Origin of the sequence: Rhodohalobacter sulfatireducens (assembly GCF_022012475.1) — a bacterium.
Classification (GTDB): Bacteria; Bacteroidota; Rhodothermia; order Balneolales; family Balneolaceae; genus Rhodohalobacter; species Rhodohalobacter sulfatireducens.
Genome location: NZ_JAKLWS010000028.1, coordinates 48122 through 65549, shown reverse-complemented (window position 1 = coordinate 65549; position 17428 = coordinate 48122). Strand labels below are relative to the sequence as shown.

Annotated in this window: 11 protein-coding genes; all 11 read left to right on the top strand. The window is 43.9% G+C overall.

The annotated features are described in order from the left end of the window. Positions 1-822, top strand: an 822-nt coding sequence (locus L6773_RS16750; protein WP_237855607.1) for an FAD-dependent oxidoreductase, incomplete at its 5' end; no start/stop codon positions are given. Positions 823-870: 48 nt separating this feature from the next. After that, positions 871-2580, top strand: a complete 1710-nt coding sequence (locus tag L6773_RS16745; RefSeq protein ID WP_237855606.1) for an FAD-dependent oxidoreductase — start codon at positions 871-873, stop codon at positions 2578-2580. Positions 2581-2598: 18 nt separating this feature from the next. Continuing rightward, on the top strand, positions 2599-4275 hold the full coding sequence (locus L6773_RS16740) for an FAD-dependent oxidoreductase (protein WP_237855605.1): 1677 nt from the start codon (positions 2599-2601) through the stop codon (positions 4273-4275). A gap of 79 nt (positions 4276-4354) precedes the next feature. Beyond that, positions 4355-6079, top strand: a complete 1725-nt coding sequence (locus L6773_RS16735; RefSeq protein WP_237855603.1) for a carbon starvation CstA family protein — start codon at positions 4355-4357, stop codon at positions 6077-6079. A 114-nt stretch (positions 6080-6193) separates the two neighbouring features. Next, positions 6194-7762: a sulfatase family protein gene (locus L6773_RS16730; RefSeq protein ID WP_255727774.1), complete on the top strand. Its 1569-nt coding sequence runs from the start codon at positions 6194-6196 to the stop codon at positions 7760-7762. Then, positions 7755-8477, top strand: a complete 723-nt coding sequence (locus L6773_RS16725) for a sulfatase-like hydrolase/transferase (protein ID WP_255727773.1) — start codon at positions 7755-7757, stop codon at positions 8475-8477. Before L6773_RS16730 ends, L6773_RS16725 begins: the two co-directional genes overlap by 8 nt. Before the next feature lie 34 nt (positions 8478-8511). Then, positions 8512-9225 (top strand): sulfatase-like hydrolase/transferase, encoded by a 714-nt coding sequence (locus tag L6773_RS21495; protein WP_255727772.1) that lies wholly within the window; start codon positions 8512-8514, stop codon positions 9223-9225. 20 nt (positions 9226-9245) lie between these two features. Beyond that, on the top strand, positions 9246-10799 hold the full coding sequence (locus L6773_RS16715) for a sulfatase family protein (protein WP_237855601.1): 1554 nt from the start codon (positions 9246-9248) through the stop codon (positions 10797-10799). Between the two features lie 135 nt (positions 10800-10934). Beyond that, positions 10935-12818, top strand: a complete 1884-nt coding sequence (locus L6773_RS16710) for a sulfatase-like hydrolase/transferase (protein ID WP_237855600.1) — start codon at positions 10935-10937, stop codon at positions 12816-12818. Between the two features lie 143 nt (positions 12819-12961). Beyond that, a complete protein-coding gene (locus L6773_RS16705) occupies positions 12962-14299 on the top strand; it encodes a sulfatase family protein (RefSeq protein ID WP_237855599.1) in 1338 nt (445 codons plus the stop codon). A 206-nt stretch (positions 14300-14505) separates the two neighbouring features. Further along, entirely contained in the window at positions 14506-17424 is a 2919-nt protein-coding gene (locus L6773_RS16700) for a DUF1549 domain-containing protein (protein ID WP_237855598.1), read from the top strand. Positions 17425-17428: the final 4 nt, after the last annotated feature.

Sequence of the window (17428 nt, the reverse complement as noted above, 5' to 3'; positions counted from 1 at the left end):
ATCCCATGGCTGCCGGGAGCAATGCCCAATCGAAAAACAGATACCAACAATCGCTGGGGCTTTTCTACAAATCACATCAATGTGAACTATGAATATCCGGATGGGGATTATGCGACTCGCGAACGAATTTTGCAGGAGCAACAGCACTACCAGCGGGGATTGATGTGGACACTTGCAAATCATCCAAGGATACCTATGAATATTCGAGAAGAGGTAAATAAATGGGGATTAGCTGCAGATGAGTTTACCGAAAACGGAAATTGGCCTACACAGATCTACGTACGTGAAGCTCGCCGCATGATCGGAGAATATGTAATGACGGAGCAAGATTGCAGACGTTTACGAATAGCAAATGATCCAATTGGACTAGGCTCATATTCGATGGATTCACACAATGTTCAACGGTATATCACGCAAGATGGCTGTGTACAAAATGAGGGGAATATTGAGGTATCCCCGGGTGGTCCTTATGCAATTTCCTACCGGTCGTTACTACCAAAAAAGCAGGAATGTGGAAATCTATTGGCTTGTTGCGCAGTTTCTTCTTCTCATATTGCTTTCGGTTCTATCCGTATGGAACCGGTATTTATGATGTTAGGTCAGTCGGCGGCTACGGCAGCAGTTCAATCCTTAAAGGAGGGAAGCGACCTGCATGATTTGGACTACCAAAAACTACGTGATCAATTAAACAGGGATGGACAAAAATTGGAAGTGGATACTGATACTTATCCTCCACTTCCTTTTGATGAAGAACCTCCTGAACACAGGGATCGACATTCCAGCGAACCAGTAATTGAAGATGGATGTATGGTAACATTGTAATAGTAGTTTTCTCAACTAAGATAACACTCACTTATAGAATCAAATAGTATGGCTATTAATAGACGTGATTTTTTAAAAAACTCATTCTTACTCAGCTCAGGAATATTTCTTCCATCAGGGGTAATCAAATCTGTATTTAACTCGGATGAGGAATTTGATGTTGTAGTATATGGTGCAACTTCAGCAGGCATTATAGCCGGTGTTGCAGCAGCAAAGCGCGGGCGTTCAGTAATTATTGTTGAACCCTCAAACCATTTGGGGGGGCTCACTTCAGGGGGGCTCAGCCAAACAGATATAGGGGTAGAGGGCGAAGGAGGCGCCATTGGTGGAATGTCTCTAGATTTTTATAAAAAAGTACGCCAATATTATTTAAATGATGAGTCCTGGAAATACCAAACCTGGGACGAATATATGAACCGTACCAACCGCCTGGAACCTGATAGCGAAGGAATGTTTGGGTTTGAACCAAAAGTAGCAAGAATGATCTACGAAGAGATGTTAGAGGAAGCTGGTGTTCCTGTGGTTTTAAATGATCGGATTTTATTGAATGGTAATGGAGTAGAAAAAAGAGGAGATAAAATTTCAGCAATGATAACTGAAGATGGGAATGTTTACAGGGGGAAAGTCTTTATGGACGCCACCTATGAAAGTGACTTAATGGCCATGGCAGGTGTAAGCTATACTGTTGGAAGAGAAAGTAATGGCAAATATGACGAACATTTAAATGGTGTTCAGACAGAAAGATCTCACAATCATATTTTCAATAAAAAAGTAGATCCGTATATAGAACCCGGGCAAAGTCATAGTGGCGTTCTGCCGGGGATTGACCCTACAGGTCCCGGAGAAGAATTTTCCGGTGATCACAGGGTCCAGGCATACTGTTATCGAATGTGTTTAACCGATGTGCCGGAAAATCAAATACCCATTGAAAAGCCGGAAGGATATGAAGACTTAAGGCATGAATTGCTATTTCGTAACTTTGAAGCTGGTGATGATAGATTCCCCTGGATAAACTCTCCAATGCCAAATCGGAAAACAGATATCAATAATAGGTGGGCTGTATCTACCAATAATATCGGGATGAATTATGACTATCCGGACGGAGATCACGACACCCGCGATCGTATTCTTGAAGATTATAGACTATACCAGCAAGGGCACATGTGGGCAATGGCGAATCATCCCAGAGTTCCGGAGCATTTCCGGGAAGAGTACAGTAAATGGGGTCTGGCCGCGGATGAATATCCAGAAAATGGGAATTGGACTCCACAGATTTACGTGCGTGAAGCTCGCAGAATGATTGGCGAGTATGTTATGACAGAGCATGACTGCAGAAGAATGCGTGTCGTCGAGGATTCGATTGGTCTCGGATCCTATAATATGGATTCTCATAATGTCCAAAGGTACATTACAAAGGACGGATATGTGCAAAATGAAGGGAACCTTGAATATACACCCGGCGGTCCATATGCGATTTCCTATCGATCCTTAACTCCAAAACGGGAGGAGTGCACAAACTTACTCGTATGCTGCAACGGGATTTCAGCATCACACATTTCATTTGGTTCTATTCGAATGGAACCAGTATTCATGATCTTGGGGCAATCATCAGCAGTGGCCGCTGATATTGCAATAAATCAAAATGGTATTGTTCAGGATGTGCCCTATAGAGAACTTAGGAGTCAACTTCTGAAAGAAGACCAACGATTAGATGTAGATCTTAACGAATGGCCTCCTCACTTACCAGAATACAGCTAACCAATCAAACAAAGCATTATGAAAACAAAAATTATTTTATTTCTTACTACAGTACTTTTATCGATTAATATTACAGATCGAGGTTCTGCCAGTTCGAATTATTTTGAAGCGGATGTCATCATTTATGGTGGTACATCGGCAGCGGTTACTGCGGCAGTAAAAGTAGCCAGGACTGGACAATCGGTCATTATGGTATCGCCAGATATACATTTGGGGGGGCTTTCTTCCGGTGGCCTTGGATTCACTGATACTGGTAATAAAGAGGTAATTGGTGGCCTATCCAGAGAGTTTTATCAGCGAGTGTATGAATACTACCAGCAGGATGAGACCTGGCAATGGCAGGATCGTTCGGAGTATGGAAATCGTGGACAGGGGACTACAGCCTTGGATGAGGAGTTTGGAACGATGTGGATTTTTGAACCCCATATTGCTGAACAAGTATTTGAAGATTTTATAAATGACGAAGGAATTACAGTTCTAAGAGATGAGTGGTTGGATCGTAAGGATGGTGTTGTGACCGAAGATGGTCGTATAGTCTCATTTGAAACTCTAAGTGGAAAAAGATTCAAGGGTAAAATGTTTATTGATGCAACTTATGAAGGAGATCTTATGGCAGCCGCCGGAGTCAGCTATCATGTGGGTAGGGAGTCTAATGATACCTATGATGAAGAATGGAATGGAGTACAGACAGGCGTATACCATCACAATCATTTTTTCCCACCTGATGGTCCTCATATAGATCCATATGTATCACCCGGTGACCCTTCCAGCGGAATTATTGGAGGCGTGTCGGTAGCACCACCTGGCGAAAAGGGAAGTGGTGATCATAGAGTACAAGCCTATTGTTTTAGAATGTGTTTAAGTGATCATCCTGATAATAAAGTTCCATTCCCAAAACCGGATAATTACGAGCCATCTCAATATATTCTTTTATTACGTCTGTTTGAGTCTGGCTGGCATGAGAGAAATAACTTCTTCACCAAATATGATGAAATTCCGAACCGAAAAACGGATACGAACAACCATGGACCGGTAAGTACCGATTACATGGGTATGAATTACGACTATCCAGAAGCATCGTATGAACGCCGTGAGCAGATCATCCAAGAGCATGAGGATTATCAGAAAGGTATGATGTACTTTTTAGCAAATGATCCGCGTGTACCACGCGAAATTCAGAACGAAGTAAAACGGTGGGGATTAGCTAAAGATGAATTTACCGATAATGGTAATTGGCCTCATCAATTGTATATTCGTGAAGCACGTAGAATGATCGGTGATTTTGTAATGACCGAGCATGAAGTATTAGGTAATCGTGAGGTACCCAAATCGATAGGTATGGGGTCTTATACACTCGATTCTCATAATGTACAGAGATATATTACTCCTGAAGGATATGTTCAAAATGAAGGAGATATAGGAGTGAGCCCCGACCAGCCTTATGAAATTGCTTATGGTTCTCTCATTCCTAAAAAAGATGAGATTCAAAATTTATTGGTCCCAGTAGCCATGTCGGCATCACATATTGCTTTTGGATCGATTCGGATGGAACCGGTTTTTATGGTTTTGGGGCATAGTGCTGCTGCTGCTGCTGTTTTGGCGATACGAGAAGGCCAAGCTGTGCAAGATGTAAACTATAATGATCTTAGAAATGATCTCGAAGCGGATGGTCAAGTACTTGAATATTCAGACTGAATTAAAAGATGAGTTGATAAATGGCAGTTGGAGTTCTTTAATAAACAGCAAATCAACTGACATTTAGTAAAGAAAATATATGAACAGTATTTGGCTTGCCGTAGCGGCAATGGGTTCCTTTTATTTTGGTTACCGGTTTTATTCCTCCTTTATTGCTAAACGTATTTATCAGCTTGATCCGGATTATCAAACACCGGCCCATGAACTTGAAGACGGCAGGGATTATGTTCCGACCAATAAGTGGGTTGTATTGGGACATCACTTTACATCTGTTGCCGGTGCGGCACCGATAGTTGGACCTGCCATTGCCATTTATTGGGGGTGGTTGCCTGCCATATTGTGGGTGGCTTTCGGAACGATTTTCGCTGCTGGTGTACACGATTTTGGTGCACTGGTTCTTTCCATTCGCCATAAAGGGCGTTCCATTGGCACCCTTGCAGACGAGCTAATTGGAAAGAGAGCAAGAATATTGTTTTTGTTCATCATTCTGATTCTGGTGTTGATGATCAATGCTGTATTCGCTTGGGTGATCTCCAACCTGTTTATTTCCTTTCCGGCAAGTGTACTCTCGATATTCATTCAAATACCCCTTGCCGTATGGATTGGATATTACACCTATAAACGCCAGGGGAATATGTTGATTCCAACTATTCTGGTGTTAGTTATAATGTATGGTACGGCTGTTCTTGCCTCCTATGTTCCGGCCTTGCAGGTAGATCTGGTCCACATGTTCGGAGGGGAAGGGCAAACTGTTTTATTTGGATTGAATGGGGTATCGATGGCTTTTCTTACCTGGATTATCATCCTCATGGTCTATGTTTATATTGCTTCGGTGTTGCCAGTCTGGAAATTGCTTCAACCCAGAGATTTTATCAATGCACAGCAGCTTATTCTTGGGCTATTTATTCTCTATGCAGGCTTGCTTGTGATGGCGCCGGGAGTGACCGCACCCATGAATAATCCGGCTGCGGATGATGTGAGCTGGTTTCCATTGCTATTTATCACCATTGCCTGTGGCGCCGTTTCGGGATTCCACGGGTTGGTTGCCTCGGGGACCACTTCGAAACAAATTGATAAAGAAACCGATGCCCGTTTTGTTGGTTATTTAGGGGCTATTGGGGAAGGAGCACTTGCAATCATTACTATATTGGCAGTAGGAACATTTTTTTCCGGCAGTGAGGCCTTTGCTTCCACCTACTCCTCATTTGCTGCCGCAGGAGAACATGGGTTAAATGCTTTTATCCAGGGAGCCGGCCAATTGGCTACGGGACTTTGGATTCCGGCAGAAGCTGCTCGTACCATTATTGCCGTGATTGTAGTCAGTTTTGCGGCAACGACATTAGATTCATCAGTGCGTTTGATGCGGTATATCATCTCCGAACTTGGTGAAGTCTATGAAGTCAAACAACTGACAAATATTCATGTGGCAACTTCCATAGCGGTCATATCGAGTGCAGCTCTTGTACTTCTTCCAGAAGGTCCGCGAGGACTTGGTTCGGGCGGCTACCTGCTCTGGCCGCTGTTTGGTACCTCGAATCAACTACTTGCCGGGATTAGTTTTTTGCTGATTACGATATGGTTAAAGAAAAAGGGGCGTCCGATTGTCTATACGCTGATACCGATGATCTTTTTATTGTTTATGACGCTTTGGGCGATGATACAACAGGTGGTCTTTGAATGGTCGGGTTACGGAGCAAATGAAGGCGATCTTCTCCTTTTTCTTTTGGGAGCTATTATCCTTGGCTTTACAATCTGGATCTTAATGGAGGCAGTGAATCTTATTTTTAATCAGAAAAAGCTTTAAAATAATAAAATCCTGTTCAGCTATAGTAGGACACTTACTGAAATGCTTACAAAAAGAATCATAGTTTTGCATATAATAAGCGAGAATTTATAGAATAATCTTATTACCAAAGCTATGACAATAAGAATCAACATATTCATTTTGATTTGTTTCTTTTTATGTGAAACCGTATTCTCGCAAAATCAAGACTTCCCCAACATCATCATCATGTACTCCGATGATCACACCGCACAATCGATTGGGGCTTACCAGGAAGCGTTGAATTATGGGCTGAAACTGGATCATACTCCCACCCCAAATATCGACCGGCTGGCTGAAGGCGGGATGCGGTTTGACAATGCTTTTGTCACCAATTCTATTTGTAAACCTTCACGGGCCGTGCTTCTGACAGGCATGCACAGCCACAAAAATGGCGTACTGACCAACGGAGAATCGATCTCACTGGATCTCGAAACCTTTCCAATGATTTTACAAAACAATGGGTATCAAACCGCCATGGTTGGTAAATGGCATTTGGGTACGGAACCACAAGGTTTTGATTACTACGAAGTGCTGTATGGCCAGGGGCCTTATTATAACCCTACGATGAGAACCTCAAACGGAGATGTGGACAGGCATGGCCATACCACCGAAATCATCGGGGAGAGAGCGATTGAATGGCTGCGATTACAGCGAGACAGGGACAAACCGTTTATGATGGTTTACAATCACAAAGCTCCGCATCGAAACTGGCTGCCGGGTCCGGCATTGAATGATTATCGGGGTCGGGATCTGCCGGAGGCACCCACTCTTTTTTACGACTATTCCGGGTTAGAAACGCCTGCCCATGAGCAGGACATGGAGATCGGAACGACCATGAGCTGGGCCTGGGATCTGAAAGTGCCGATTCATCCTGAAACCGGTGAGCAGACCGATGGATGGGAGAATTTAGTTGAGCGAAATCGTCTGACAGATGAACAGCTCGAGCGGATTAAGGACGCCTATGCTGAAAATAACCAGTACCTGTATGATCATTACGACCAGATGTCTGATGAGGATCTTCTTCGGTGGAAATATCAGAGGTATATAAAAGACTATCTGCGGGTGATCCGGGAAGTGGATGACCAGGTAGGCAAGATGATCTCGTACCTGGAGCGGGAAAATTTACTGGATAACACGATTATTATTTATGCCGGCGACCAGGGATTCTTTTTGGGTGAAAATGGTTGGTTCGACAAGCGATGGATATATGAAGAGTCGATGCGCATGCCGTTGATTGCCCACTGGCCGGAAGGAATCGAGGCAGGATCGGTAAACAAAGATCTTGTACAAAACCTGGACCTGGCACCAACCATATTAGAACTGGCAGATGCTGAAATTCCCTCAAGAATGCAGGGCAAATCGATGGTTCCATTGTTGAATGGTGAACGTCCAAGTGACTGGCGGGATACGGTTTATTACCACTATTACGAAGGTCCGCCAAGAGTACATGAAGTAGCCAAACATTACGGTGTAAGAACGGATCGGTACACACTTGTACACTATCCAAATCACAACGAATGGGAACTGTTTGATCTTGAGACTGATCCCGAGCAGATCCAAAGTGTATACGGCGAACCGGAATATGCCGACATACAGCAAGAACTGAAGAACAGAATTGATGAGCTGCAGGAGCAGTATGAGGATGATACCTGGGATGAATAAACAAATTGATAAATACCTATCATCCTTTATATCAATTCTGCTTGGTTTTATTCTTTTAACTGGAAGTAACTCTAGTCACAAAGGGAATTCTGTACCCGCAGACAGACCTAATATTTTATTCATACTTGTAGATGATCTAGGCTGGAAGGATCTGGGAAGTTATGGTAGCGATTTCTATGATACCCCTAATCTGGATGATTTGGCCAAAAAAGGAATCCGATTTACAGATGCTTATTCAGCTCATCCGGTGTGTTCCCCCACTCGAGCAGCTATTATGACCGGCAAGGACCCGATTAGGGTGGGCATCACTGATTGGATTCCCGGCCGGCCAATTGATCGGGTTGAGAATCCGAAACTCATACCACCGGAAGATATCCACAACCTTCCCCTGGAAGAGGTAACTTTAGCCGAAGTGCTTAAAGATCATGGATATAAAACTTTTTTTGCCGGGAAATGGCATTTGGGAGAAACAGAGGAATACTGGCCCGAACATCAGGGTTTTGATATCAATAAAGGAGGTCATGACAGAGGTTCTCCACCCGGAGGATATTATTCTCCGTATGAAAACCCGCGTTTGAATGATGGGCCGGAGGGCGAATATCTGACTGATCGATTGGCTGATGAGTCAATTCAGTTTTTAGAAAGTGTGGAAGAAGATCCCTTCTTTCTATTTCTGTCGTTTTATACGGTACACACGCCCATTCAGGGGGGCTAAAGAATTTGATGAATTTTACAAATACAAAAAATCAATGTTATCGGACGGGGGAGAATCCCAAAAGCGAAGGGAAGGGCTGGGTGAGACTAGACTGAACCAGACAGACGATAAGTATGCTGCTATGGTTCGTTCTATGGATAAAAATGTGGGTAAAATATTGGACAAGCTGGAATCACTGCATTTATCGAAAAAAACCATCATCGTTTTTACTTCGGATAATGGGGGGCTAACAACCTTGAAAAATATTGGGCCAACAGCTGTTAGTCCACTCAGAGCCGGGAAAGGATGGGCTTATGAGGGTGGAATTAGGGTGCCTTTAATCATCAAGGGTCCCAATTTGCCGGAAGGTGAGATTTCCAGTCAGCCGGTGACAAGTATGGATTATTATCCCACTCTTCTGGAATTGGCCGGTCTGCCAATGCAAAAAGATCAACATATGGATGGAGAAAGCATTGTTCCTTATCTAAAAAACTCAGACAGACGAAAGGAAAGAACATTGGTGTGGCATTACCCTCATTATCATGGTTCCACCTGGAGGCCGGGATCTGCTATTCGCCAGGGTAACTGGAAATTGATTGAGTTTTATGAAGACAATTCTGTTGAGCTATATAATCTGAGTAATGATATTGAGGAACAGAAAAATATTGCAGAACAATATCCGGATAAAACAGAAATGCTCAGAAAAGAAATGCACAGTTATATTAAGGCTAGAAATGGCAAGTATCCTGCATTGAGGACTAACAGATAATATTGATCAATAATTATGCTATGATGACTGTAAATTTAGATAATAATATGCTCAGGGTGTTGTTTTGTGCCGTATTGCTGCTGCTTACCGGGTGTGGAGAAAAATTTGGGAGCAATGAGAAAAAACAGGGCAAACCCAACATTCTGCTCATCCTCGTCGATGACATGGGATACGGGGATCTCAAAAGTTATAATCCGCAATCAAAGATTCCAACACCCAACCTTGATAGGCTTGCAACTGAAGGAATGCGTTTTACGGATGCTCATGCACCCGGCGCAGTTTGTCATCCGTCACGATATGGATTGCTGACGGGCCGTTACCCATTCCGAACGAATACAAATGTTTGGCCTGAGCAGCCCGTGATAGAGGAAGATCGAATGACAATTGGCTCCATGTTACAGTCTGAAAGTTATCATACGGCAATGGTTGGGAAATGGCATTTAGGGTTTGACGAATCGGAAGCCATTCAGGCTAGCCAAGAAAATGCTGAGGAAACCGGAAATAATACACGAGCAGCCTATCGAACCTACGAGGAGGGACAGGTTTTGCCAGGTGGTCCCGTAGATCGTGGTTTCGATTCCTTCTTCGGAATCCGGGCTTCAACTGATATTCCACCCTATTTCTATATTCGGGATGACCGTGTGGTAAATCCGCCATCAGACTCCATTGGTAATAATTACAGCGGTGGCATCTGGACCGATATCCAGGGGGCGTTCTGGCGGGAAGGCGGTATTTCTCCGGACCTCGATCTTGCAGATGTTCTTCCCCGGTTTACGGAAGAGTCGATCAATGTGATTGAAGATCACAGCTCATCGAATCCCGACCAGCCGCTATTCCTGTATATAGCGTATCCGGCTCCACATACGCCATGGCTGCCTTCTCAGGAGTTTGATGGTGTCAGTGGCGTAGGTATGTATGGAGACTTTATGGCGATGGTTGATTCGAAAATCGGAGAAATTCTTTCTGCATTAGATCAGCAAGGTATGTCTAATGAAACCCTTGTGATTTTTACCAGTGATAACGGCCCGGTATGGTATGATAAAGACAAAGAGCAATTTGATCACGATTCCCAGGGGGGGCTGCGCGGTATGAAAGGTGATGCTTACGAAGCCGGGCACCGCATGCCGTTTATTGTACGATGGCCCGGAGTTGTTGAGCAAGGAACGGTATCTCATCAGACAATCTCTTTCACGGATTTAATGGCTACTTTTGCTGATGTTCTTGACACAGAACTTCCGGATAGTACAGGAGAGGACAGTTTCAGTCTCTATTCAGTTCTTGCAGGTGAACATTCTGGAGAAGAGTCGATTCGGCCTCCGGTTGTTAGTGTAACAAGTCGTGGAGTTCGAACCATCCAGGATGGCAAATGGAAGCTGATTGAATCACTTGGTTCAGGTGGCTTCACAGATCCTGTTTCTATTGAGCCGGAAGCCGGCGGACCGGAAGGTCAACTCTATAACCTTGAGGATGATTTGGATGAAACGAATAATTTATGGTTGGATCATCCGGATGTGGTTAATCGCTTACAGGGCATACTTGAAGATTATGACAGGAATGGCCGCAGTCGTCCTTAATTAATTATTTTGATCTTACTACGTGAATTTTAAACTGTTAATTAAGGCAGAGAAGAAACTGTGATTTCATTTAGCACTTAATCTATTGAAATGGTCCCTTAATTAGTCAGGACTTATAATGTGTCCATGATAAATATGTATGTAGAATTTGAAAAAAATATACAGTATAAACACTTGTACTGGATTGTTACTCTTCTTTTACTCATCCCGGTTGTTTCAATTGCAAACAGTTCAACAGAGGTTCATGATCGACCAAACATTGTTTTACTAGTCTCTGAAGACAACTCCGTCCATTATATGGTCCATTTTTCCCCCGGTGGTGCCAAAACGCCAAATATTGAGACACTTGCTGAGGCAGGAATCACATTCGACCGTGCTTTTTCCAATTCACCCGTTTGCTCTGTGGCGAGAAGTGCGGTAATGAATGGTGTATATGCTCCTCGAACTGCGACACATCACCACCGGGCTATTGAAAAAGTTACCATGCCTGAGGGTTGGGAAATGTTTCCCCATTACTTGAGAGAGCAGGGCTATTTCACAGTAGTAAATGGGAAAAAAGATTTTAACATGATGGAGGGAAATGTTTGGGATGAAGATGGAAATGAGGCGCACTGGAACAGCCGACCCAATGAAAACACTCCATTCTTTTATATGGAACAAACGGGACCCGATACCCACGAGAGCAGACTCCATTTTAATGAAGAGACCTTTCGCACACAATCAACTGTTCATGATCCCGATGAGGTTGAGGTTTTTCCCTACTTTCCGGATACCGAATTGTTAAGATATACTCATGCAACTTATTTGGACCGTCATCTTGATATCGATAAGAAAGTTGGACAGGTGCTTACTGAGCTGGAAAAAGACGGCCTCATGGAAAATACGATCATTATATACTATGGTGATCATGGTGGTGTGCTGCCCAGGAGTAAAGGGTATGTTTACGAATCGGGGCTGCACGTGCCGTTAGTTGTCTATATTCCGGAGAAGTTCAAACATCTTTCCCCGTTTAAACCCGGCAGTCGTGTAAAAGGATTCGTCGAGTTTGTTGATCTCGGACCAACGATACTCAACCTGGCAGGAGTGGGCTTACCAGCTCATATGGACGGAGTTCCATTCCTCGGTAAGGATGTCTCAGCTGAGCAGGTTAATGAGCGTGATGAGACATTTAGCTATGCCGATCGGTTTGATGAAAAATATGATATGGTACGAGCGCTTCGTAAAGGTGATTATAAATATATACGCAACTTTCATCCATTTTACCCTGACGGCCTCTGGAATCGGTACCGCTATATTCAGCTTGCCTACAGGCAGTGGAGAGATGCTTATAAAGACGGTGAATTAAACTCAGTACAGAGACATTTTTTTGAGGAGAGACAACCGGAAGCCCTTTATGACATCTCATCAGATCCGCATGAGACAAAAAATCTTGCCGATGATCCCGAATATGCAGAGGTGTTGGAAGAGATGCGCAGTCGTCTTCGCCTGCGCATGAGATCGATGCCGGACTTGGGTCTTTTTCCAGAGAGCTATTTGGTGAAAAATGCAGTTCAGGATCCACTTTCATTTGCTCAAAAGAATACAACTCGCATCACAGAATTGTCAGACATTGCAGATTTGACACTGCTTCCCTACGAACAAGTGAAAAGTGATTTGAAACTAGCTCTTGAGGCTGACGATCCCCTCAAAAGATATTGGGCCCTGATCTCCTGTAGTGTGTTTGGAGAGGAGGCAGAGGAGATGATTCGTCTTGCCAAAGATCTTATCTATGACGGGTCACCTGTGGTGCGAATCCGTGCAGCAGAATTTTTAGGGATTATCGGTGATGGCGATCCTATGTCGATACTATATGATATAGTAAACACCAGAAATAATGAATCTGATGTGTTGTTAGCGCTGAATACAATGACCTATTTGCGGGACCATTTAGGCTATGAGGTGAATCCTGGGTCAATTGAACCGGTCGTTGATTCCCGACAGATCGGCTGGCGCATCGAACACCTGGGTAACCGTGAATGATCTTATTTCGGTATATCTGAAATTGATTTAACATCACCAAAACTCCTTATCAAATATTTCAAATTTATTTAGTATTTAAAGAGTGCCCTGTAGATGTAACGAAATCAATTCATTTATTGAATCATAAAATACTTGTACTTCAGATGAATAAATCTCGAGTATGGTCTTTCTTATTACTAATAGCATTAATCGTACTCGTGTCTTGCGATAGTGAGGAGAGATCACCCAACATCATCTTAATCATGACCGATGACCAAGGCTTTGAAACCATCGGGGCTTATGGAGGGGAGTCTTACCAAACACCGGTTCTTGATAACATGGCCGCAACCGGTATTCGGTTTAATCAGGCACATGCAACACCCGTTTGTACTCCAACACGGCTGGCCATCATGAGTGGAAAGTATAATAGTCGTAACTACACAGAGTTTGGAAAAATGGATCCGGACGTATATACCTTCGGAAATCTGTTTCAAGATGCCGGTTATGCAACGTTTATCGGTGGAAAATGGCAACTTGGAGGCGGACTGAATGCTCCGTATGAGTTTGGGTTTGATGAGTATGCTTTGTGGCAGCTTACTCGTCGTCCGAATCGTTACCCTAATCCGGGATTAGAAATCAATGGCGAGGAGGTGGATTTTAAAAATGGAGAATATGGGCCAGACATTATAAATGATCACGTACTGGACTTTATTGACCGCCATGAGGAGGAACCATTTTTCGTTTATTACCCGATGAATCTAACACATTGGCCGTTTGAACCGACTCCCGATTCGCCTGATTGGGATCCCACTCTAAGAAGAGATCATGAAGAGGAAAAAGTCATACCTGGATTACATACAGAGCCCAAATATTTTGGTGATATGGTTCAGTATGCTGATAAATTAGTTGGTAAAGTTATTTCTAAACTGGAGGAACTGGAGCTGCGGGAGAATACACTCATCATTTTTACCTCTGATAACGGAACGGCCAGGGGAGTCTCCTCGATAATAAATGGCGAAGAATTCATCGGTGCGAAACTGTCGTCTAATGAAGCAGGCACTCATGTTGCGTTAATTGCAAACTGGCCAAGTGTTATACCAGAAGGTCTCGTTAATAATGATCTCATAGGATTTACATATTTTTTTCCGACTCTTGCAGCCGTTGCAGGAATTGAAATTCCTGAAGATTTGGAACTGGATGGAGTGAATTTTGCCCCAGTTCTTTACGGGGAAGACGTCAAGTTACCAGACTGGCTCTATATGTGGTGGTATCGAAATAACGATCCAGAGGGGCCCGGCGATGAGTTTGCACGAACCCACCGATACAAATATTACAGAGACGGTAGATTTTATGATTTGTCGAAAGATCCTTTAGAAGAAAACATACCGATCTCATTGGATCAGTTGTCAGGGAATCAAAAAAAAGTGCTGTTAAAGCTTCAAAAAATTATTGATGAAAATACAAGGCCGGAATTTTATGACAATCAAATTAAATCTGAGTGACACAGAGAAGTAGACTGCGATTTCATTGTCAATACTTTAAAAACATTAAAGCCAAAGAAGTGTCCTTTAACCGGTAAACTCGTTGTCAATACTTTAAATAACATTAAAAGTGTCCTGAAGATTTGAAACATTTAATTGGTGATGAGTGGAATCAGCAACTTCATTGATTATATTCTTTAGACCTTAATCCCGATAGAATCTCTATTGTGAATGTAATAATCGCTCTATTGTTTATAGATTCCCTTTCAGAACTATGGGTTTGGCAACTCATGGGGCGGCTGCATCCGATCATTGTGCATTTTCCAATCGGGGTGTTGGTTGTAGCTTTTTTTCTTGAACTATTCACACTCGGGAACAAACGATCTGAATTGAGAGCAGGCATCCGATGGCTTGTATATATCGGTGCCGGAACATCCCTGGTAGCTGTTTTATTTGGGCTTATGCTTGCCTATGGGTCGAATTACAGTGAATCAACGTTGAACTTACATCGATGGACCGGCATTGCTACAGCTGTTGCAGCGCTTTCTGCGGCCGGTCTTCTTTATCGGGCGGATTTGAGCAGGCGGAAAAAAGATCTGAATATCTACCGCAGTATTCTTGGCTTAACCGTGCTCTTACTAACATTTGCCGGACACTTCGGGGCAAGCCTCACTCACGGAGAAGGATTTATTTCGGATGTTCTGCCATGGAATCATGAGGTTGTGTCTGAGGGAGAGTTCACGGAATTGCTCACTGAAGTGAAAGAACACAGTGAGATGGGTTCTGTGGCTCCGCAGCATCTGAATGAATTGAATGTGGGGGTTCGCCGTATTTTTGCAAACAGCTGCTATCGCTGTCACGCCTCCGATGAGATGGAGGGAGGGCTGGCTCTCGATAGTGAAGCAGCAGTTATGGCAGGGGGTGATGGTGGACCCATTATAACGCCGGGCGAACCGGAAAGCAGTGAACTCATGAAGCGACTGCTTCTGCCGGCGGGCCACGATGATGTGATGCCCCAAAAAGGGAGGGCGTTATTCCCGGATGAGATCGAGCTAATCCAAACCTGGATCGAACTTGGTGCACACTGGTCTGACGAAGAGGTGCTGACTTTTCGTGAGGCTGAAATGGCTCTGTCGAAACCGGAACTTCCGCATTCCGGAAATGAATTTGAAAATCCTGTGGACCGTTTTGTGGACATCTATTTTAAAGAACAAGGTATAAGTTGGCAGGAACCGGTTAATGATACACTTTTCGTTCGGAGGGTCTATTTAGATGTGATCGGATTGTTACCGGAACCGGGTGAATTGAAGGAATTTTTGAGTGATACATCTGCCAACAAACGCGATCAATTGATCGAGTCGCTTTTGAATCGTGAGCATGATTATGCTCAGCACTCTCTGAGCTTCTGGAATGATTTGCTTCGAAATGCTTATACGGGAACCGGATTTATTACGGGCGGCAGAAAGCAGATAACAGAGTGGTTGTATGATGCTCTTGAGAACAACAAGCCGTATAACCAGATGGTCAGTGAGCTTCTCTCTCCCGGTGAAAAATCGGAGGGTTTCATTCGCGGCATTCAATGGCGGGGAGATGTTAATGCCAGCCAGACCACAGAGATGCAAGCAGCTCAAAACTTGTCTCAGAGTTTGATGGGAGTAAACTTAAAGTGTGCATCCTGTCACAACAGCTTTGTGAGTAACTGGACCCTTAAGGACGCGTACTCATTGGCAGCTGTTTTCTCTGATACATCGCTTGCGATTGAGAGATGTGAAGAACCCACGGGAGATTTTGCCGAACCCGGATTTCTATACAGCGAACTCGGTGAAGTGGATAAGAATTTGCCAACCGATGACAGGCTGGAACAACTGGCGGATATCGTTACTCAGGAGGAAAATGGCAGACTCTATCGTACGATTACGAATCGACATTGGCAGCGACTTATGGGAAAAGGCCTTGTGGAACCTGTAGATGAGATGGATACGAAACCATGGAACCAGGAGCTTTTGGACTGGCTTGCAGCGGATTTCATTGACCACAATTACAACCAGAAATATTTACTCTCATTAATATTACGCTCCCGAACTTATCAGTTACCTACCGTGGGACTTAGTGCCGAGGAAGCGAGAGCTCCCTCAGATGAATATGTTTTCAAAGGTCCATTGAGAAAACGATTAACGGCAGAGCAGTTTGCCGATGCATTGACACGTCTGGCTGTACCTGTTTACAGCTCTGTAGCTTATGATCCTTTTGACACCCGAATTGCAGAAGCATCATGGATCTGGTTTGATGCCCGGGAGAATGGACGCCCGGCATTTGCTCCACCGGGGCAGTATTATCTGCGGCATACATTCGATCTGTCTAACGATAAAATTATTAACGAAGCACGATTACTCATCTCAGCTGATGAACGGTTTGAACTCATTATTAATGGAGAGTCAACGGTTGGTGGCCATGATTGGCGAGAAGTTCAGAATGTAGATGTAACAGATTATTTAACAACCGGAAAAAATCTGCTGGCTGTAAAAGCTGAAAAAAGAGGTGCAACTGCGGAACCTGCCGGTGTATTATTGAACATGGAGATCACCTATTCAGATGGCACAAAGAGTGAGGTGAGATCAAATACGGATTGGAAAATTAACAATCAGGACCCTGATCCGGATTGGGCTCTATCCGACTTCGATGACAGTGACTGGTATTCCGTACGCTCTTTTGGCAGCAGCCTGGATAATAAATACTGGGGGCGATTGCTCGATTTTAGCCATGAATCCACAGAGGATAGGTTACAGTTTGTTCGCGCTTCCCTGGTGGAAAATGATGACTTTCAAAAAGCACTGGGACGTCCTCCCAGGGAGATCGTTATCACCAAAAGAGATTCCGAGCCTACCTTATTACAGGCCCTGGAGCTTACCAATGGAGAGATGGTGAATGATGTTCTCTCGAGAGGTGCTGACCGATGGATTCGTGAGTATGGAGAGGATCCGGAAGAGTTGATCCGGCAGATATATCTCCGGGCTCTGAGCCGTCCTCCGACTGGTCAGGAAGCCCGGATTATTGGCAAATTGCTTGGACAGAAGCCAAATAATGAGGCTGTGCAGGATTTGCTGTGGGCCGTGACTATGAAACCTGAATTTCAGATGATATACTAAAATA